The sequence below is a fragment of the Pseudomonas sp. Fl5BN2 genome (assembly GCF_009908205.1).
Classification (GTDB): domain Bacteria; phylum Pseudomonadota; class Gammaproteobacteria; order Pseudomonadales; family Pseudomonadaceae; genus Aquipseudomonas.
On record NZ_JAAARL010000024.1, the window covers coordinates 1 to 18,577 of the forward strand.

Consider the following 18,577-nt stretch of genomic DNA (forward strand, 5'->3'; position numbering starts at 1 on the left):
GGGTTGGGGTAGGGCAGGGCAGTGGTCAGTTGCAAGGGAGGTCGGCGCAGGTCGCGCGGGCCGCCAGATGCCTGGCGGTTATATCGGTGCAAGTACCCCGTGGGTGAGCCAGGCTCCACGGTGCTGCATGGCGCCTGGCGATGTCCTGGGTGAATACGCGGCTTCAGGCGTTGTAGGCGTGGCCGATCAAGTCCAGCCGGCACCCGGGCTGTGCATCGCGCACCTGGAGGGTCATGTCATGCAGGCGTGCCACGGCGGAAACCATGCTCAGCCCCAGGCCATTGCCGGGCGTATGGCGGCTGGATTCGGAGCGATAGAGTCGGCGGAAAACCGCTTCACGTTCCGCCTCCGGTATGCCGGGGCCCCGGTCGCGGATACTGATGGTGCGGTGAGTCGCGTCCGCCAGGACCATGACCTCGACCTGGCTCTGATCGGGTGAGAACTTGATGGCGTTATCGAGCAGGTTGCAGGTGGCATCGAAGAGCAATTGAGCGTCGCCCATGACGAGGCTGGCGCGGTTGCTGGGGGTGAACGCCAGGGTCATGCCGCGCTCTTCTGCCAGCGGTTCGAAAAGCTCGACGGCGTCCGCGCAGATCTTGTTGAGGTCCACGGGGGTGAAGTGACTGCGCCGGGCGCTGCCTTCTATCTCCGAGATGCGCAGCAGCGCGCGGAAGGTTTGCATCAAGCCCTTGGCATCCTCCAGTGCGCTAGCAATCGCCGCGTCATACTCCGGCGCCGTCAGGTTGCGCCGTTGCGCTCGCTCCAGCCCGGCGATCAAGCGAGTCAACGGGGTTCGCAGGTCATGAGCGATATCGTCGCAGACGCCTTTGACTTCGCTCATCAACCGTTCCAGGGCATCCAGCATGCCGTTCACCACACCGGCGATGCGGTCGATATCGTCGTGGTTGCCTCGGGTTGGCAGGCGTTCGCTGAGATCGCCCTCGACGATGTTCTTGATCGAGCGGGTCAGGATGTCCAGGCGCCTGCGAGCGGAGATGCCCAGGACGATGGCACCCAGTAGCCCGACCACCAACAGCAAGGCCCCCCCGGAAACCAGCGCGTTGACCAGCAGTTCATCGAACTCGCGAATATCATGAATGTCCTGGCCGATCAGCAGGGTGCTGCCGTCTTCCAGCCGATGAGCGAGGAAGCGGATCGGCCGATCATGGCCGCTGGCCTTGTCCCACATGAACTCTGCCGGCCGGTCGTAGTGACGCAAGGCCGGCAATTGCGCGATGGCGCCGACGATGAGCTTGCCGTCGGCATCGAACAGGCTGTAGGGGAGTCGCCCTTGGGGGTCCTGCTCGTTATGTTTGAGGATCTCCTGGCGTCGCAGTTCAGGTGGTTGAGTGTTCTGGCGGTCGACTTCGAGATGCAGCGCCGTATCCACTTCGGCCAGCAGGTAGCCGGTGGTCTGCCAGTAGATGTAGCCGAACAGGGCAAAGAACGAGCAGCCAAACAACGCCAGGAACAACAGCGCCGTTCGAAAGCTGATGGTGCGTGGGATCTCACTCAGCCGCACGTAGGACATAGCCCGACCCCCGAATGGTGTGGAGTATTGGGCTGTCGTTCTCGGCATCGATCTTGTGCCGCAGGCGACCGATATGGACGTCGATCACGTTGGTGCGCTCGTCATAGCTGTAGTTCCACACGGCTTCAAACAGCATGGTGCGGGTGACCACTTGCCCGGCATGCTGCGCCAGGTATTCCAGCAGCGCATATTCCCGGGGCAGCAGCTCCACTTGCCGCTCGCCCCGGCGCACGGAGCGTCGCAGCAGGTCGATTTCCAGGTTGCCGATTCGCAGGCGGCTGTCGCGCTGGTGGGTTGTTGCGGGTGTCCGTCGACGATTCAAGGCATCCAGGCGAGCGGTCAACTCGATGAACTCGAACGGCTTGGTCAGGTAGTCGTCACCGCCGGCGCGCAGGCCCCGCACCCGCTCGTCCAGGGCGCTCAGCGCACTTAGAATCAGCACCGGGGTGGTATTGCCGGCGGCGCGCAAGGCGGTGAGCATACCCAGGCCATCGAGGGCGCCGGGCAGCATCCGGTCGAGGACAATCAGGTCGAAGGTCTCGCTGATGGCGCTGAGCAAGCCCTCACGGCCGTTGTCCACCAGGGTCACATCGAAGCCATGGTCGTGCAGCGCTGCCTCGATCTCCCGGGAGGTGACAGGATCATCTTCGATAACCAGTACGTGAGTCATAGGCGTGGTTCAGGGTTCCGGATAGGAGAAGCGTGGCTGGCGCAGGTCAAGCCGCCTGGTTGGTGGCATAGTGTGCCGAGTCAATTTGTACACCGGGCTGGCGGCAAGATGAAAAAAAGTTTAGTTGAGTGCCTGTGAGGTCAATGTGCGTATTTTGGTCGTTGAGGATGATGTGCGTACCGCCTCTTACCTGCTAAGGGGCTTGAGTGAGAGCGGGCATGTGGTGGATACCGCCGAGGATGGCCGCGATGGGCTGGCCATGGCGCTGGAGGGTATCTATGACGTGTTGATTGTCGACCGGTCACTGTCCGGCATGGATGGCCTGTCGTTGGTTCGCGAGTTGCGCAGGCAGGACCGGGCCACGCCGATCCTGATGCTCAGCGCCCTGGCTTCGACCCAGCAGCGTGTCGAGGGGCTGCAGGCCGGCTGCGACGATTACCTGGGCAAGCCCTACGCCTTCATCGAGGTGCTGGCGCGGCTGGATGCCCTGGTGCGCAGCCGTGATCCGCGACCGGGCGCGCAGGGCAGCTTGTGCGTGGGCGAGCTCACGCTGGATTGCGCCGCGCGCGCGCTCTCGCGCAAGGGGCGGACTATTACCCTGGCCCCCCGTGAAGCCTTGATCCTGGAAAAACTCATGCGCCATGGCGGCGAGGTGGTGACGCGCTCGATGTTGCTTGAAAGTGCCTGGGACTACGAGTTCGACCCCAATGACAACGTTATCGACAAGCACATCTATCGCTTGCGGCGCAAATTGGAAGAAGGCTTTGGTGCGCCGCTGATCGTGACCATACCGGGCGCAGGTTATTGCCTTGATGACCAGGGCCTGCCGGAAGACGCCGCAGCCAGTGACTAGGGATGCGCCGCCGGCCCGCTGGCAACCGCCGCGTTATTGATTCCAGGCCTGGCGGCACCTGGATTGTCGGTGCACCCCGCAACCCAGGCCCAAGCTCTGCAACCTTTCCAAAGTTGTGAACCCCTACTGCAATACTGCGAGCAAGCGGCTCTGTGGGGGCGTCCTTGCGGCAGTGCTCCAGACCGTGTTCATGACGCTCAAAGCGCAGGAGCCGGTGGCTGGCTGCCAATCGATCTGTCAGGTCGCGCCTGCGCTCAGTTCGAGCGCGCGGCATCGCTGGCGGCCGCTTTCTGATTGCTGGCAACCGCGGTCACCTGTTCGGACTGTTGGTGGGTGGTCATGGCCGCGTCTCTGGCCGCTTCCATCCGCGCCATCACTGTGTCGCCACCGCCTTCTGCCATCGCCGCTACAGAGGCGCTCATCAAGGTCAGGATCAAAAGGGCTTTAAGGGTTTTCATGCTCAGTCTCCAGTCTTCAGGTTCAGCCATCGCAGTAGTTGCTGGCTTGGGCTAATCCTAGAGCGAGCGACATTTCACCTTGTTCCCCGCCCAATGAACTTTTTGACAGGTGCCAGAGGCCGGCGCTGGCTGGGGATCGGGCCGGTGCTGGTTTCGACAAGCCCCGGTGGATCATCGCCATAGGCGCATGTAGCGGGTTGCGGATATCTTGAGCGTGCTGTGCAAACTCATTACCTTGCACTGGGTGTACGGTTCATTGTCAGGAGAAGGTCGTGAGTATCAGAGACAACCCGCAGGACTATAAAGACCTCAAGCGCGCCGTTGCTCTGCTGGAGTCGCCCTCCCTGACGGCGCGCCTGTCCGGCTTGCTCGGCTCGCCGATTGAAAGCGCGGTGAGGGCTTTGCCCGGTTCAGTGGCGAAGAAGATCAACGGCGCGGTGGCGGCAGCGCTGCATACGTCTGCCGATGCGGCGCTGTGGAGCCTGGAAAACCACCCGAAAAAGCAGGCCTCGACGCTGTTGCACAAAGTCTATGCCGCCACCTCGGGCGCGGTCGGTGGTGCCTTCGGATTTGCCGCGCTGTTTGTCGAGCTGCCGATTTCCACCACCATCATGATGCGCTCGGTGGCGGATGTGGCGCGCAGTGAAGGTTTCGACTTGAACGACTTCGCCACCAAGCAGGCGTGCATCGAAGTATTTGCCATGGGCGGCAACAGCCAGGCCGATGATGCCACCGAGACCGGCTACTACATCACCCGCAGCTTCACCACCCAGGCCATGCAGCAGCTGTCCAAGGAGCTGGCGGCGATCGCCGCCAAGCAGGGCAGCAAAGTGGCCAGTAAATTGTCGCCGGGGATGGCGGGCAAGTGGCTGGCGGTATTGATCGAGAAAGTCGCGGCGCGTTATGGCGTGACCATTTCCAGCAAGTTCGCCGCCCAGGCGGTGCCGGTGATCGGGGCCTTTACCGGCGCCGCGATCAATGCGCTGTTCACCGATTTTTACCAGGACATGGCCCGGGGGCACTTCACCGTGAAGCGGTTGGAAGAGCAGTACGGCTATGAACAGATCAAGAGCGAATATGCGCGCATCATCAGCAACAAGCTCACGGGCTAGGGACCCGCAACCATCCACATGAGTGATTTTCCCGTTATCGACACCCCGCGCCTGATCCTCAGAGAACTGAGCCAGGCTGACGTGCCCGTGCTGTTCGCGATTCACCGCGACGCCGAAACCATGCAGTGGTTCGGCACCGAGCCACTGACCGAATATGCCCAGGCAGAACAGCTGCTGGCACTGTTCGCCAGTTGGCGGACCCTGGCCAATCCCGGCGTTCGCTGGGGCATCGAGAGCAAAGCCGGGCAGGGCCTGCTAGGCACCTGCGGCCTGTTCAAATGGAACCGCCAGTGGCGCAGTTGCGCCATCGGTTTCGAGCTGGCACGTTCGGCGCAAGGCCAGGGGCTGATGGCGGAGGCGCTGCAGGCCATTGTCCGCTGGGGCTTCGAACAGATGGCGTTGAACCGGATCGAGGCCCAGGTGCATCCGCAGAATCTGGCGTCCCTCAGATTGCTGGAGCGAGCAGGGTTTGTCCGGGAAGGGCTTGCACGAGAGGCGGGGTATTGGCTGGGGGCCCATCATGATTTGGTTCAGTGCTCGCTTCTGAGGGCGGACGTTGTCGCTCGGTGATGTCTGGGGGCTTGCTCACTGGGCCAAACAGCTGTGCTTCTGGCATGCACCGTGTCCAGGGCACCGGAGCTGAAAACGTGGCGAAACGGCGCAGCTCTTGAGTTGATTCGCGATTCAGGTTTTGCGCGGGATGATCGCGGCATCCACGTCCACAATCGGTTGCAGATCATGGTACGAGGGGTACCGGCTCCTCGTGCAGATGTTCATTGCTGTTGGCCGCGAGAGCTCTGTGGTGCCTTTCGAACCCCAGGTCCGACGTTCACCGCAATAGGTATGCAGCACCTCGGAGCTGTCCCAGAACAAACGCTCGAGCAACGCCTCGTACTGTTCCAGCCAACATTCATCGAAGCCGTAACTGTCTTTCATGAAACTGGAAAAGTGCATCAGGTGACCGTAGTAGCAATGTCCTCGGCTATTGGGCAACACACTGAAAAGCGGCCTGATGATCAGTGCGCCGGTCAGCGGCAAGCTTTGCAACACCGCTTGATTGTGGGCTTCGGCGTCTTGGGTGGCCTTGAAGCAATGGATGAATCCATACAGGATGCCGCTCATTGATTCCGGCGCCTCTAACGCTTCAGTTCGTGGTCTTGTCTGTGCTTTTGTGCGAGCTGGCGTATCGATCGCACACCCGCACGCATCTTTTCCACAGCGGAGGCATTGGCCGAATGCACGTGAATCACTGGCGGGCAGAAATCGTGCAGGGCCACGGCTTCTTCGATCCACAGGATCACGTCGTAGCCCGTACCGCGTTGATCATCTCCCAGGTCATGGTCGAGGCTGACCTCTTCGACGCCGCCGGCTTGCAGCAGCTCGATGACTTCGTCCGGCCAATAGGTGCGCACCCAGCCTTGAGGGGTTTGGCGTTCATCGTCGAGGTAGATTTTCATGGTCGTGGCAACGTTTCCTGATTGAGTCGCGACAGTGCAGTCATTGCAGTCTATTGCGCAACGCCTTGATGGCCGCATCCACATGCCAGACTTCGACGCCGATGGCCACGGCTCCCGGTGCTTGCGGTGTCAGCTCGATGGCGGTTGCAATGCCCTGGCTGGCGAGCAGTTGCTGGGCTTCCTGCAACTGTCTGCGGGTGCCGGTGAGCCAATGGCGTTGCTCCTCGGACAGCAGGGCAATGACCTCGGGATAGGAGCATGCCAGTTTTTGGCGCAGGTTGATCATGGCCGGCTGGTTGTCACGGCCGAAGGTTGGCGCCAGCACATAGGGCCTGCCTGCTGCGGTGTTCCGATCGTAGCAGTCCTGCAGATGGTCTTCGATACTGACAGGGCTGGGGACCGTCTCGACTTCGCCGGTCCCGAGGTTCACCAGATGGGCGTTGACCCCGACATAACATAGCGTGGTGATGCCATGCACCACGCAGTCTTCGGTGTTGCAACGCACCACCCAATAGTCGCCGTTCGCCGACAATTCACAGGACTGGATAACGAAGCGCTCCTCGATCCCGTCCCGTAGAATGCCGGCGTGCCGCGCCAGCACGATGGCGCACGCTTGTTGTTCGGAGAGCATCGATTCCTGACCTTTTGCAGCCGTTGTCATGGCCGAATGTTCGGCGCGATATGGAGCCTGTTATCGGCAGGCAAACCGTTACTCTTGAACGCCCTGCACGATACCCATCCATGAGGGACGCGATGAGACCCAACCCGGAACTCCGTTTATGCGCCGTGCTGTTGTGTGGTGGCCTGGTCTATGGGGTGGCCAAGGGGCTGATCAATGGCTGGAACGCCACGCAGCTGTTCTCGGGCTTTCTGTTCGGTACGGTGTTCGCCCTGGTGCTGGGCATTCCTTTGTTGTTGTGGGGCGATCGGCGTTGCCCGGGGTTCAGGGGCCGGCATGTTCTGAGCGGCCTGATCCAGGCCCTGGTCGCCTGCCTGTTGCTGCGCATGTCCTCGACCCAGTTGTTGCTGTTGTCGGTGACCGCAGGGCTGACCTTGGGAGCGCTGTCCAGCCTGATGCTCCATGCCGTAGAGAGGCTTCCGCTGCCCCGCCATGGGGCTGCGCGCCAGGGCTGGTGGCGGGTGGTGGCGGTGCCTTTGGCCGGTGGCTTGACCCTGGGCAGCATCGTTGCCTGGATTCTTCCCAAGGGCTCGGAAACCCTGGCGGCCTTTTTGTTCGGCGCGACGGTGGGGGGCTGGGTCAGCATGCTGGTGTCCTGGCCGCTGCTATGGCTGGTGGAGTTTCTGCTTGCCAGTCGCTGGCGTTATGTCATCGGTGGCGCGTTCAGTGGCCTGGTGCTCTGGCTGTTCTCGGGGGCTCCGGGCGCGCCGCTCAATCCGCAGGGGCTGTCAGCGGGCCTGGGTTTCTGGGTGCCACTGCTGACTCATGGCGTCATGGCTTTCGTGCTGCCAGGCCTGGTGGCCGGGATACTGCTCACGGGCCTCAGACAACTGGCCCCGACTCGACGGAGGGCGTCACCGACGGTCAAGCCATAGATGGCGAACCTTTGTTCAAGACATTGCCAGGAAGGACTTGCCTGATGCGCGACAACCCTATTAGCGACAACGCTGTGCCTGGAATGGGCCGATGGCCTGCTGCTGCGCCAACCCCTGACGCGCTTTTCTGCACTGCAAGAGGCCAGTGCTGAGCAGCGGCGAACTGGCCCCGCAACTCGGGACGGCGATGGAGGCGGTGCCGGCGTTGGCGGTGAAGTATTTCTACGTTGGCTGATGGGCTTCGCACCATGCTCTAATGCCGCGCCTCAATCGAGCAAACGGACTTCATCCCATGACTGAATCACGTATCCGCGCCCTGGCGCTCTGCGTCTTTCACCACAACGGCAAGATCCTGGTCAATCAATTCCACGATCCGGATCAGCAACAGATGCTGTTCCGTCCGCTTGGCGGAGGCATCGACTTTGGGGAGCACAGTGCCCAGGCGATTGTCCGGGAAGTGCAGGAGGAGTTGGGGTTGTCCATCAACCACCTGAGCTTGATCGGTACCTTGGAAAGCCTGTTTGTGTACGACGGTAAACCCGGTCATGAAATCGTCCAGGTCTACGACGCCCGCTTCGAAGACCCGAGTGTCTATCAGCGCACTCATCTGGATGCCCAGGAAAGCGACGGCGCCCGCTTCATCGCCTGTTGGCATGACAGCAGCCGCTTCACTGCGCAAACGCCTTTGGTGCCTGCAGGACTGGGCGAGATGCTCAAGCAAGCAGGCTTGCTCGACTGACTGAGGCAGCGCCGTGGTGGGTGGCGGGCAAGGCGGCTTGTGGGGGGGAGGATCAGGTGCAAGAGGAGGGGTATTACACCAGACCGTTCAGCCGTTGCCAGCGTTTGACGAGCCTGACCAGTGTGTGGCGGATGGGTTGGCTGAACATTTTACGCGAGGCGTAGAGCAGCACGCTCTCGCACAGGTCGGCATCCAGTGGAAAGCCTTGTTCCAACCATTGGGCGGCACATCGCGACCAGTATTCGGAGTCGGACCCCAGGGCGGTCAGCAGTACCTCGCGCAAGGCGATGGGCTCGGGCAGTGGCGGGGCAATATTCAGTGCAGCGATGGCGTTGTCGAGGTCGGCTGTCACTGACTCATGGGGCCTTTCCAGCAGTGGCAGCAGCCATACGTAGCTGAAGGGTTGAGTCATCTTCAGGAGCATCCATTGCGATTGGGGCCGGGCGGCTGGCAAGCCTGGCGCCGCCGTCGGGTTTGCCTGTGGCGATCATTCTAGCTGTGGATAGTGATCGCTGATCTCATGCCAGCTGGCCTTCATCGCCACGCAGTGGTGTTTCTGCCTGGGGGCTGCAAACGGTGTGTCCAGGGTCGCGATAGCGATGGACATCCAGGTGGAAAACTCCCCCTGTGCATCCCACCAGAACAGCGAGGAACCACACTGGCAGCAGAACTGGCGCAGCACCCCCGGGGAGGATTCATAGTCCTTGAGCGCCGCGCTATCGTCGCTGATGCTGACGGTTGCGCGGGGCGCGCTGGCGTAGCTGGCGAAGGCTGCGCCATGGCTCTTCTGGCACTTGCGGCAGTGGCAATGGGTGACGGCTTTCAGCTCGCCGGACACCCGGTAAGTCACCGCGCCGCACAGGCAACTGCCTTGATGTTGGTTGTGCATGGTCATGGTTTGCGAATTCACAGGGCCCGCATGGCGGGGCAATCACCGAAGCGCGATGGGTCAGTTACGCCGCCGCTTGCACCTGAATCTGCAACTGGCCATCCACTTCCTTGGTCAGGCCGCTGGCGACGAACAGTGGCACCAGCAGTTTGTGCAACTCGGGTTCGACAAAATCCTTGACCGTTTCCAGCTCCAGGTTGCCGCTCGCTTGCAACTCGGCCTTGGTGAAGGACAGCCAGGCTTTCTTCAGCGCCAGCAGGACATCGCTGCCGGCGGTGGAGGCGAAGCGGCGGTTGACCACCCGGCCGGCGAAGTTGAAGGTGTGCTGGTATTGGTAGCCGCTCTCGTCACCCTGGCTGGCGACGCAACGGCCACAGGCGCAGGGGCCGTCGGCGAAGGCCGCGCGCAGGTAGCTGTTGAAGTCGACGATGGGCTTGAGTGCCAGGCGTTTGTCGACCTCGAACAGGTCCCCGGTCATTTTTGCGTCACTACTCAAGGTCATTTTCCTCAGGGTCAGGCGGTGTATTTTCACAGGGCCGCACCATACCAGCCGGATGGGGGGCAAGGGTACTTTTCTGCAGGCTCACTGGGGCTGGACCTGGGTGTTCAGCTGCTAGGATTCAGTCGGTCTTGACGCGGATACACTGAGCAATAGCGCCTCAGGGCTCTCTCAGGCAATGACCCCACGAGGAACAGCCATGTCGATCTACGCGATGACCGTACCCTGCTTTGCTCAGATGTTGCGTGCCTTGAACACCCTGCTGTGCAAAGGCGAGGAGCGGGCCCGGGAGCTGGGTTTTGATCCGCAGAACCTGTTGGATGCACGGTTGGCACCGGACATGTATGACCTGGCGGCACAGGTGCGTTTCACCTGTACCCAGGCCCGGGAAGCGGTCCAGCGTCTGAGCGGGCTACCGGTGACAGCACTGCAAGCACCGGCCAGCATGGCCGAGGCCAAGGCGCTGATCGAACACACCCTGGCGTTTCTTGCTGCTGCGGATCGCCAGGTGATCGAGAGCAGCGGGCAGCGGGCCGTGGCCATCGCGTTGCCGAATGCCATCACCTTCGATATGAGCGGTGAGGAGTACGCGCTGAACTGGGCCACGCCGCAGTTCTATTTCCATCTGGTGACGGCCTACAACATCCTGCGGCATAACGGCGTGCCCCTGGGCAAGGCCGAGTACGCGCAGCATATGTTTGCCTACCTGCGCCAGCCGCAGGGTTGATTTGACTACAGCGCCGGTCGCGGCAACTGCAGCCACTCCTGGACTGCCGGTCGCTGCCATTGGCGCGCGGCATATTCCACCAGGGCCGGTGGCAGCGGATCGCCATTGAGGATCAGGCGGTTGAGCATCAGCGCCAGGTCGACATCGGCGATCGACCACTGGCCGAACAGGTATTCGCGGCCATCCGCCAATAGCTCCTGGGCGGCCGCGATCAGTTTGCGCGCCGCTGATTCGGCCTGCGGCGACAGCGGCTGGCCCTGGCAGCCATAGAACACCACCAGGGTCGAGCGTTCCTGGCGGATCGGCAGCAGGTCGCTGCGCAACCAGGCCTGGACCTGGCGCGCCTTGGCCCGTTGTTGTGGGGTGCGCGGGTAGACCGGGATGTCGGGGAACAAGTCTTCCAGGTATTCACTGATGGCCGAGGATTCGGACAAGGCGAAACCGTCGAGCACCAGGGTCGGCACGCGCTGGGTCTGGGACAGCCGGGTGTACTCGGGCGCCTGGTTCTCGCACGCTTCAAGGTCCAGGGGCAGCAGTTTAAAGTCGATGGCCTTTTCCCTCAGTACCACGAAGACCGACAGGGCGTAGGGGCTGGTGAATTGAGCGTCGACATACAGGCGCGGGCAGGAAGCGGTCACGGCATCATCTCCAGTAGGGGAAGGACACGCTAAGAGATCCTGCGGGATAAATAAAATGCATGATTTTCATGCCTGTATTCCTGCTTGGAATACAGGCCCGAGCCGCAGGCGGCCTGCCTGCGGTACGGGTTGTCAGGCCTCAAGGTCGGCGGTTTCGCAGCCGTTGCCTGGGGTGTCTGGCCACGGCCCTGGAGGCGCTGTTTGTGGCAGTATCCTGGGGAGCCAGCCAGGGAAGGAGCCCCAGAGGTGCAATTATTCGAAACGCCGCGTCTCATCGGTCGTCCCCTGAGCCGTGATGATCTGCCTGCATTGAGCGCAATCCTCAGTGACCCCCAAGTGATGAAGCACTCCTTGCGCGGAGTCTGTGACGAACAGGCCACTCTCCAGTTCATCGACTGGTGCCTGGCGTGCTACGCCGAGCATGGAATGGGCCCTTGGGCCCTGGTGGAGAAGGTCAGTGGCGAGCTGGTGGGATTCTGTGGGGTTGGGCCGGAGCAGGTGGATGGGGTGCAAGAGGCCAACCTGGGCTATCGCCTGGCCAGGCGTTTCTGGAACCAGGGGCTGGCGTCGCAAGCGGTTCGAGGGGTACTGGGCTTGGTGTTCGGCCAGCGGCAACTGGCCTCGGTCGTGGTGATTATCGAACCGGCCCATGGCGCTTCCCTGCGGGTGGCGGAGAAAGCCGGGTTCTGCGAGTACCAGGTGATGCAGTTTCATCAGCGGCCGGTGCGCCTGTACCGGATGACTGGCCAGCAGTGGCAGGCACTTTGCCTTGATCAATAAGGCAATTTGCTGGCCCCGCACCGGCGGAATCATCGGCAAAATCACTTTATTTTCAGGTGGTTAGGTGACCGATAAATGCGCCATGTGTTGATTACGCTGACTTCGTTTGCCCTGCTGGGTGGGGTGGGAGCGGCCCAGGCCAGGGAGCTGCTGGCCAATGACCGCTATGTCTGCAGTTGGGGGGCGGGGACTGCTGCCCGGGCCCAGGAGCTGAAGTTGTCCGGGGTGTCGCTGTATGCGGCGCGGCAGAAGATTCAGGCCTACAAGTTCAACAAGGGCTGGATGCGCATGATGGCCTTGGGGATCACTGAGCAGACCTACGACAGTGGCTCGCGGATCAAGCCCGAGGTGTTGCGCAAAAGCTTCTACGAGGATTGCGTTCGGTACAAGTTGGCCCGTCGGTAATCCAGGAGAACCCATGCCTTCTCACGCGGACTTCATGCGCCAGGCCGGATCTTTCGGCCTATCTGTTATTCCCGGGCTGACATTCAGCACCCTGCGCCGGGCGCAAGGGGCGCAGAGCATCCGGATCGGGGTCCAGTACTACGCTGAAGAGGGGAGAACCACTCGCCGGTTTTTCATCTGATCCGTATTTTTCTTGCTTATCTGCCTCTGTAATCAGAACAGCCAAGGTTCGAAAATGGCGCGCCCACTTGGTCTCCCGGCTGGAGACCTGGTCCGCTGCACCGCAAACCTAATGTTCAGGAGGCCTGATGACTAAGATGGCGTTTTTCTTGTTTGGATTTTTAGCCTTGACCGTCGCAATCGGTGCGCTTGCTACTATCTCTCCAACCTAGTTCCCGGGACCGTTCACGGTTCTTGCTGCACCTCCCCACCGTATTCAGTGGCAGGCCTGATGACCGCTGCCACTGCCTTGACCTTCACTTGGCAAACTTTCGCGCCCCGGCCACGCACAGGATCACTGCCACAGTGACCCCGAGCAGGCCCAGGCTGACCTGTTCATGCAGCAGGCCCGCCGCCAGGGCCAGGCCGAAAAATGGCTGCAGCAGTTGCAATTGCCCGACCGCAGCAATCCCGCCCTGGGCCAGCCCGCGATACCAGAAGACAAAGCCGATCAGCATGCTGAACAGCGAGACGTAGCCGAGGCTGATCCAGGCCGGCAGGCTGATGCCGCTGAAGGTGGGCGGGGCACTGAGCAGGGCCAGTGCGGCGATGATCGGCAATGACAATACCAGGGCCCAGGAGATCACTTGCCAGCCACCCAGGGTCCGCGACAGCTTGGCGCCTTCGGCATAACCCAGGCCGCAGGCCAGTATGGCCAGGAGCATCAGCAGGTCGCCCTTGGGCGACGCCGTGAGGCCTTGGGACAGCGCATAACCCACCACCAGCAGGCTGCCCAGTATCGAGAACAGCCAGAACACCGGGCGTGGACGCTCACCGCCGCGCAACACGCCGAACGCTGCCGTGGCCAGGGGCAGCAGGCCGACAAATACGATGGAGTGGGCCGAGGTCACGTACTGCAGGGCCAGGGCGGTCAGCAGCGGAAAGCCCAGGACCACGCCGAGGGCGACGATGGCTAGAGGCAGCAACTGCTGCTTGCTCGGACGCCGCTCCTTGAACAGCAGCAGAATGCACAGGGCCAGGACCCCGGCACTGGTTGCCCGGGCCATGGTGAGGAACAGTGGATCGAATTCCAGCACCGCGACCCGGGTCGCCGGTAGCGAGCCGCTGAAGATCAGCACCCCGATAAAGCCGTTGAGCCAGCCGCGGGTGGTGTTTTCCAGCACAGGGGACTGCAGGTTCGATGTCTGTTCCATTCAGGGGGTGCTCACTGCTGTTGGCGGGGCAGGTCCGTGGCCAATGCGACGGACCTTGCGTTGAGCGCATCCTAGGATTGAAAATCAGCACAATCAAAAAATTGTCATGGATGCAGCGCCTATGGCCCGTGCCCGCTACAAACAGTTGGTCGACACGTTTGCCGCCGACATCCGTGCCGGTGTCCTGGCCCCCGGCACCCGTCTGCCGACGCATCGCGAGCTGGCGGCCAACCAAGGCCTGGCGCTGGTGACGGCTTCGCGGGTGTATGCCGAGTTGGAAGCCATGGGCCTGGTCAGCGGCGAAGCCGGGCGTGGCACCTTTGTCCGGGAGACTGCCTTGCCGCCCGGACAGGGGGTGGACCAGCAAGTCACGGCGGCCGGCACCCTGGACCTGAACTTCAACTACCCGGCCTTGCCCGGGCAGGCGCAATTATTGCGTGGTGCACTGCGCCAACTGGCGTCTTCCGGGGACCTGGAAGCCTTGCTGCGCTACCAGCCGCACGCCGGCCGCCCCCATGAACGGGCCTTGGTGGCCCGGCATCTGGCCTGTCGCGGGCTGACGGTGGAAGGCGCGCAAGTGCTGATGGTCAGCGGCGCCCAGCACGGGCTGGCGACCACGGTGATGGCGCTGCTCAAGCCCGGTGACGTGGTGGCCACCGATGCCTTGACCTACCCCGGATTCAAAGTAGTGGCCGACGCTCATGGCGTGGAGCTGCTGGCCATTCCGCTGACCCACCAGGGCCCGGATCTGGATGCCTTCGAGCGTCTGTGCCGGCATCGGCGGGTGAGGGCGGTGTACGCCATGCCGACCCTGCACAACCCCATGGGCTGGGTGCTGGACCTGGCCTGGCGTGAGCGGCTGGTGGCGATCGCCCGGGCGCATCGGCTGCTGATCATCGAGGATGGGGCCTACGCATTTCTCGCAGAGGATCCGCCGGTGCCCCTGGCGGCATTGGCGCCGGAGGCCACGGTCTATGTGTCCGGCTTCTCCAAGAGCGTGGCCACCGGCCTGCGGGTCGGTTATGTGGTCGCACCGCTGGCCTGGGTGCCGCTGCTCGAACGCTCGATCCGCAGCACCACCTGGAACACTCCCGGGGTGATGACGGCCATGGCCTGCGCCTGGATCGAGGACGGCACCGTGGCCCGCCTGGAACAACAGAAACGCGAGGACGCCAGCCAGCGCCAGGCACTGGCCCGGGAGTTACTGGGGGGATTGGAGCAGATCAGCCACCCCAGCTCGTACTTCCTCTGGCTGCCGTTGCCCGAGGAAGTGCGCGCCGATCAGGTGGCCATGGCGCTGCTGCGCGAGAACGTCGCGGTGTCCACCGCCGAGCCTTTTGTCAGCGCCGCTCCGGTGCCCCACGCCATCCGCCTGGCGCTGGGCTCGGTGGACATGGACGGTTTGCGCGAGGCCTTGATCAAGGTCCGGCAAGTGATCGCCCGCTACGCCTATTGACGCGGTAGCGCTGGCCGCGCAGAGCTAGCCGCTGTGGCTACAGCTTGAAGCGGGTCACCAGGCCGTTCAGGTCCACTGCCAGCCGCGCCAGTTCCTGGCTGGCGGCGTTGCTCTGATTGGCCCCGGCCGAGGTCTGGGTCGACAGGTCGCGGATATTGATCAGGTTGCGGTCCACTTCCCGGGCCACTTGGGCCTGTTCTTCACTGGCGCTGGCAATCACCAGGTTGCGCTCATTGATCATGGTGATGGCCTGAGTGATCTGGTCCAGGGCCAGCCCCGAGGCGCGGGCAGCTTCCAGGGTCAGGTGCGCCCGTTCGTTGCTGGTGCGCATGGCGCTGACCGCACCTTCGGTGCCTTCCTCGATGGTGTTGATCATGCTTTCGATTTCCTGGGTCGACTGCTGGGTGCGATGGGCCAGGGCCCGCACTTCGTCGGCGACCACGGCAAAGCCACGTCCGGCATCCCCGGCCCGGGCCGCCTCGATGGCGGCATTCAACGCCAGCAGGTTGGTCTGCTCGGCAATCGAGCGGATCACTTCCAGGACCTGGCCGATGTTGCGCACGTCCACCGCCAGGTGCTCGACCCGCTCGCAGGTCTGGGTCACGTCTGCGGCCAGTTGGCCGATGGAGTCGACGGTGTGTTGTACCTGCTCGCGGCCGTGATGGGCGGTACGGTCGGTTTCCTGGGAGGCTTGCGAGGTGCTGACGGCGTTGCGCGCCACTTCTTCCACGGCGGCGGTCATCTCGTTGACGGCGGTGGCTGCCTGTTCCACTTCATTGCTTTGCTGGTGCAGGGTCTGGCTGGAGTGGTCGGTAACCGTTTGCAGTTCCTCGGCGGCCGAGGCCAGTTGATTGGAGGAGTCGGCGATCCGCTGCAGGGTGGTGCGCAGGCTGTCCTGCATGGTTTGCAGGGCCTGCAACAGGCGCGCCGGTTCATCCTTGCCGCTGACGGCGATGGTCTGGCCCAGGTCGCCGCTGGCGATGGTTTCGGCCACGCTCACCGCTTGGCCCAGAGGGCGCACGATGCTGCGGGTCAGCAGGACTGCCAGGGCGATGGTCAAGGCCACCACGATCAGCATCATCAGCAGGACCATGCCAATGGCGCCCTGGAACACCTGGTTGCTTTGCGCCGCCGCAGCGACCCCGCCGCGGGTGTTGATGTCGATGATGCTCAGCAGTTCCTTGAGCATGGTATCGGCATTGGCCAGGAACGGGCCGCCGTCGACGATGTCGATCGCCGCTTCCTTGTGGCCCTGGCGTACCTGCTCGACTACCTGATGCTGGTCCTTGATGTACAGCGCCTTGGCACTGACATAACGCTCGTAGGCCGCGCGCTCTTCAGGCTCGCTGATGAGCTTTTCATAGGTGGCTTGCTGCTGGTTGAGCTGTTCGTCGAGCTGGCTGACACGCGATAGCAACGCCTGGACATCGTTGCTATCGCGTACCACCAGCATGCGCAGGGTAATGGTGCGGATCTGGGTGCTGGTCAGGGCCACGGCGTTGGCGGCCACGATCGACGGCTGCCAGTTCTGGTCGACCTCAAGGGACTGCTGGTTCATGCGCTGCATTTCCAGCAACGAGAAGCCCCCCAGTCCCAGTGCCAGTAGGGCGATCAGGGCAAAGCTCAACCCTGCGCGGCGGGAAATGTTCATCGTTCTCAAGAGCATGACGGTGTTCCTTGTGGCGGCAAAAAGTCCAACCGGCGATAGCGATCGCGGTTTGCATCAGTGCGGCGCGCTGTGGAGCAGGCTCCATGGCGCCATCGGTCTTTTGCACACAAGGCAGGCGGGAGGCGCATCTAGGCGGCGCCTTTATCGAGGGTTGTCCAGCGTCGGAGGGGCGCACGACCCCTGACTGAAAACCCGACAATGATAGCACAATGACATCCGTTGCGGGTGTCTGGATGACAGGTTTCAGCAAGCCACGTCGTGCAGGAAGTCCTTGATGGAGCCTGCGCTTTGCGCCGGGTTGACCTGCATGAAACAGTGCTGGCCCTCGATCACCTGCGTGCGCAGGTGCTGATTGAGCGCGGCCCAGCGCTGGGCCGAACGGGCCACGTAGGGGTAGCTGTCGCGTCCGTGGATCACCAGGCTTGGGGTTTCTATCTGGCGCAGCGAGCGCCACAGGCGCCGCGGGAAGGTGCTGAAGATGTCCACTTCGCGCTCGGGTGCACATTTCAGTGCCACGCCTTGCCCGTCGTCCTTGAGCCCATGCTCGACATAGGCATTCAGGGCCTCGTCGCTCCAGCCCTTGAAGATCCCCCGGTTGGCCAGCGCGGCCTTGGCCGAGGCGCGGTCCGGCCAGTGCTGGCGGCGCAGGGCGGCCTTGCGTGCCAGGGCGTGACGACGGTTCAGCCCCAGGGCCGAGAGCAGTTTCAGCGAACCGATCATCGACGGGGTAAAGATCACCGGGTCGAGCATCACGGCCTTGCCAAACAGCTGCGGCCGCTCGGCCACGATCAGGCAGGTGAGCACGGCGCCGAAGCTGTGGCCGACGGCGTAGCGCGGTACTTCGCCATAGGCGCCGAGCCCGGCCTCGAAGGCTTCGGCCGCCAGTTCTGCGGTGCGGTTCCAGCCCAGGAAGGGCCCGCCATGGTCGGTATCGCCGTGGCCCTGGACGTCGCTGAGCCACAGGTCGAACGACTCGGCCAGCAGCGCCAGCATGGGGCGGTAGGCCATCGAGCAGAAACCGTTGCCGTGCAGAAAGTGCAGCAGCGGTTTGCCCGAGGGCGGCGAGCGCAGGCCGCGCAGGGTGAAACCTTCGGGGCACGGGTAGGACCAGGGAAGCAACTGCATGGGGCCTCGGGAGCAGCGGTAATGACAGGTGGGCATTGTCGACAGGCCGGGACCCGAGTCAAGGGGCGATCCTGACCGGGTCGAGCATTACTGCACCTTGAGCAGGCGAAACGACAGGCTGATGCGCTCGCCGGCGTCCGGCGCCTTGGGGATCGCGTGCAGCCATTCCATTTGCAGGGCATCCGACATATGCAGCAGTGAGCCACTGGCCAGGAGATAGTCGAACGTCGCGCCGGTTTGCTTGTGGCGAAAGACCATGAGCCGGGGATGACCCAGGGACAGGATCACCACCCCGGTACCGGCTTCCAGTTGCTCGTTGGCATCGGAGTGGAAACCCATGGACGAGTGGCCATCCGGATAGCAGTTGAGCAGGCAGTTATTGGGCCGAAAGCCCAGGCGTTGCTCGATGGGCGAGCACAGTTGCTCCAGGGCCGCGGGCATTGGCACGGCCGGGTAGGTGATTTGCGAGTAGTCGTAGGGTGCGCCAAAACTTGCCGTCTTGCGCGCACGCATGCGCTCGTCCCAGAGCACCGAGTCCTTGAGGTGGCTGAACAGCTGGTGCGGGTCCTGGATGAAATCAGGGAACAGGTCTATTTGTGGTGGGGTCATTCGGCTGTTGCTCGAAGTAGGCTGCTTCAGGTT

At 62.8% G+C, this 18,577-nt stretch carries 24 protein-coding genes and 1 pseudogene; 10 read left to right on the forward strand and 15 right to left on the reverse strand.

What is annotated here, in order from left to right; translation table 11 throughout:
- Nucleotides 1-163: 163 nt before the first annotated feature.
- Nucleotides 164-1,531, reverse strand: coding sequence for a sensor histidine kinase (locus GV819_RS26830; RefSeq protein ID WP_178125000.1), 1,368 nt, complete (start codon nt 1,529-1,531; stop codon nt 164-166).
- Nucleotides 1,509-2,201, reverse strand: coding sequence for a response regulator transcription factor (locus GV819_RS26835; protein ID WP_161759066.1), 693 nt, complete (start codon nt 2,199-2,201; stop codon nt 1,509-1,511). Before GV819_RS26835 ends, GV819_RS26830 begins: the two co-directional genes overlap by 23 nt.
- Before the next feature lie 145 nt (nt 2,202-2,346).
- On the opposite strand from GV819_RS26835, the gene GV819_RS26840 reads away from it, so the two are divergent.
- Nucleotides 2,347-3,054, forward strand: coding sequence for a response regulator transcription factor (locus tag GV819_RS26840; protein WP_161759067.1), 708 nt, complete (start codon nt 2,347-2,349; stop codon nt 3,052-3,054).
- Nucleotides 3,055-3,308: 254 nt separating this feature from the next.
- On the opposite strand, the gene GV819_RS26845 is transcribed toward GV819_RS26840, so the two are convergent.
- A complete protein-coding gene (locus GV819_RS26845) occupies nt 3,309-3,512 on the reverse strand; it encodes a co-regulatory protein PtrA N-terminal domain-containing protein (protein ID WP_161759068.1) in 204 nt (67 codons plus the stop codon).
- Nucleotides 3,513-3,784: 272 nt separating this feature from the next.
- On the opposite strand from GV819_RS26845, the gene GV819_RS26850 reads away from it, so the two are divergent.
- Together GV819_RS26850 and GV819_RS26855 are read left to right on the forward strand one after the other, a co-directional pair.
- The gene (locus tag GV819_RS26850) at nt 3,785-4,624 is read left to right on the forward strand and encodes an EcsC family protein (RefSeq protein WP_161759069.1); all 840 of its coding nucleotides are present in this window, start codon (nt 3,785-3,787) and stop codon (nt 4,622-4,624) included.
- Between the two features lie 18 nt (nt 4,625-4,642).
- On the forward strand, nt 4,643-5,194 hold the full coding sequence (locus GV819_RS26855) for a GNAT family N-acetyltransferase (protein ID WP_161759070.1): 552 nt from the start codon (nt 4,643-4,645) through the stop codon (nt 5,192-5,194).
- A gap of 114 nt (nt 5,195-5,308) precedes the next feature.
- Here GV819_RS26855 and GV819_RS26860 read toward each other — a convergent pair whose 3' ends face one another.
- The 3 genes from GV819_RS26860 to GV819_RS26870 are packed head-to-tail and all read right to left on the reverse strand — an operon-like array spanning nt 5,309 to nt 6,712.
- Nucleotides 5,309-5,746 carry a hypothetical protein gene (locus GV819_RS26860; RefSeq protein ID WP_161759071.1) on the reverse strand — a complete coding sequence of 146 codons (438 nt, stop codon included), beginning with the start codon at nt 5,744-5,746 and terminating at the stop codon, nt 5,309-5,311.
- Between the two features lie 14 nt (nt 5,747-5,760).
- Nucleotides 5,761-6,081 (reverse strand): cyclic-phosphate processing receiver domain-containing protein, encoded by a 321-nt coding sequence (locus GV819_RS26865; protein ID WP_161759072.1) that lies wholly within the window; start codon nt 6,079-6,081, stop codon nt 5,761-5,763.
- A 40-nt stretch (nt 6,082-6,121) separates the two neighbouring features.
- Nucleotides 6,122-6,712: a hypothetical protein gene (locus GV819_RS26870; protein ID WP_256667607.1), complete on the reverse strand. Its 591-nt coding sequence runs from the start codon at nt 6,710-6,712 to the stop codon at nt 6,122-6,124.
- Nucleotides 6,713-6,834: 122 nt separating this feature from the next.
- On the opposite strand from GV819_RS26870, the gene GV819_RS26875 reads away from it, so the two are divergent.
- Nucleotides 6,835-7,635, forward strand: coding sequence for a hypothetical protein (locus GV819_RS26875; RefSeq protein ID WP_161759074.1), 801 nt, complete (start codon nt 6,835-6,837; stop codon nt 7,633-7,635).
- Nucleotides 7,636-7,927: 292 nt separating this feature from the next.
- Complete coding sequence (locus tag GV819_RS26880; RefSeq protein ID WP_256667608.1) at nt 7,928-8,374, forward strand: NUDIX hydrolase; 447 nt, start codon at nt 7,928-7,930, stop codon at nt 8,372-8,374.
- 73 nt (nt 8,375-8,447) lie between these two features.
- On the opposite strand, the gene GV819_RS26885 is transcribed toward GV819_RS26880, so the two are convergent.
- The 3 genes from GV819_RS26885 to GV819_RS26895 all read right to left on the reverse strand — a co-directional run bounded on the left by GV819_RS26885 (nt 8,448) and on the right by GV819_RS26895 (nt 9,765).
- Entirely contained in the window at nt 8,448-8,786 is a 339-nt protein-coding gene (locus tag GV819_RS26885; RefSeq protein WP_161759076.1) for a hypothetical protein, read from the reverse strand.
- 75 nt (nt 8,787-8,861) lie between these two features.
- A complete protein-coding gene (locus GV819_RS26890; RefSeq protein ID WP_161759173.1) occupies nt 8,862-9,263 on the reverse strand; it encodes a GFA family protein in 402 nt (133 codons plus the stop codon).
- Nucleotides 9,264-9,327: 64 nt separating this feature from the next.
- A complete protein-coding gene (locus tag GV819_RS26895) occupies nt 9,328-9,765 on the reverse strand; it encodes a hypothetical protein (RefSeq protein WP_161759174.1) in 438 nt (145 codons plus the stop codon).
- Between the two features lie 196 nt (nt 9,766-9,961).
- Here GV819_RS26895 and GV819_RS26900 point away from each other — a divergent pair, with 196 nt between their 5' ends.
- On the forward strand, nt 9,962-10,489 hold the full coding sequence (locus GV819_RS26900; RefSeq protein WP_161759077.1) for a DUF1993 domain-containing protein: 528 nt from the start codon (nt 9,962-9,964) through the stop codon (nt 10,487-10,489).
- 5 nt (nt 10,490-10,494) lie between these two features.
- Here the strand turns inward: GV819_RS26900 and yfcF are convergent, their stop codons facing one another.
- Nucleotides 10,495-11,127, reverse strand: coding sequence for a glutathione transferase (gene yfcF / locus GV819_RS26905; RefSeq protein WP_161759078.1), 633 nt, complete (start codon nt 11,125-11,127; stop codon nt 10,495-10,497).
- A gap of 246 nt (nt 11,128-11,373) precedes the next feature.
- Between yfcF and GV819_RS26910 the strand changes: the two genes are divergently transcribed.
- From GV819_RS26910 to GV819_RS26920, 3 genes are all read left to right on the forward strand, one after another.
- Complete coding sequence (locus GV819_RS26910) at nt 11,374-11,907, forward strand: GNAT family N-acetyltransferase (RefSeq protein WP_161759079.1); 534 nt, start codon at nt 11,374-11,376, stop codon at nt 11,905-11,907.
- A 75-nt stretch (nt 11,908-11,982) separates the two neighbouring features.
- Nucleotides 11,983-12,312, forward strand: coding sequence for a hypothetical protein (locus tag GV819_RS26915; RefSeq protein ID WP_161759080.1), 330 nt, complete (start codon nt 11,983-11,985; stop codon nt 12,310-12,312).
- A 13-nt stretch (nt 12,313-12,325) separates the two neighbouring features.
- Complete coding sequence (locus tag GV819_RS26920; RefSeq protein WP_161759081.1) at nt 12,326-12,493, forward strand: hypothetical protein; 168 nt, start codon at nt 12,326-12,328, stop codon at nt 12,491-12,493.
- 295 nt (nt 12,494-12,788) lie between these two features.
- Here the strand turns inward: GV819_RS26920 and GV819_RS26925 are convergent, their stop codons facing one another.
- Nucleotides 12,789-13,685: a DMT family transporter gene (locus GV819_RS26925; protein WP_161759082.1), complete on the reverse strand. Its 897-nt coding sequence runs from the start codon at nt 13,683-13,685 to the stop codon at nt 12,789-12,791.
- A 121-nt stretch (nt 13,686-13,806) separates the two neighbouring features.
- Here GV819_RS26925 and GV819_RS26930 point away from each other — a divergent pair, with 121 nt between their 5' ends.
- Nucleotides 13,807-15,141, forward strand: coding sequence for a PLP-dependent aminotransferase family protein (locus tag GV819_RS26930; protein ID WP_161759083.1), 1,335 nt, complete (start codon nt 13,807-13,809; stop codon nt 15,139-15,141).
- A 37-nt stretch (nt 15,142-15,178) separates the two neighbouring features.
- Here the strand turns inward: GV819_RS26930 and GV819_RS33870 are convergent, their stop codons facing one another.
- The 4 genes and pseudogenes from GV819_RS33870 to GV819_RS26945 all read right to left on the reverse strand — a co-directional run bounded on the left by GV819_RS33870 (nt 15,179) and on the right by GV819_RS26945 (nt 18,544).
- Complete coding sequence (locus GV819_RS33870) at nt 15,179-16,042, reverse strand: methyl-accepting chemotaxis protein (protein ID WP_372242106.1); 864 nt, start codon at nt 16,040-16,042, stop codon at nt 15,179-15,181.
- Nucleotides 16,034-16,807 (reverse strand): annotated as a pseudogene (locus GV819_RS33875) (MCP four helix bundle domain-containing protein); the annotation flags it as partial. The gene GV819_RS33870 and the pseudogene GV819_RS33875, both read right to left, overlap by 9 nt.
- A 246-nt stretch (nt 16,808-17,053) precedes the next feature.
- Nucleotides 17,054-17,935: an alpha/beta fold hydrolase gene (locus GV819_RS26940; protein ID WP_161759085.1), complete on the reverse strand. Its 882-nt coding sequence runs from the start codon at nt 17,933-17,935 to the stop codon at nt 17,054-17,056.
- A gap of 87 nt (nt 17,936-18,022) precedes the next feature.
- The gene (locus GV819_RS26945) at nt 18,023-18,544 is read right to left on the reverse strand and encodes an alpha-ketoglutarate-dependent dioxygenase AlkB family protein (protein ID WP_161759086.1); all 522 of its coding nucleotides are present in this window, start codon (nt 18,542-18,544) and stop codon (nt 18,023-18,025) included.
- Nucleotides 18,545-18,577: the final 33 nt, after the last annotated feature.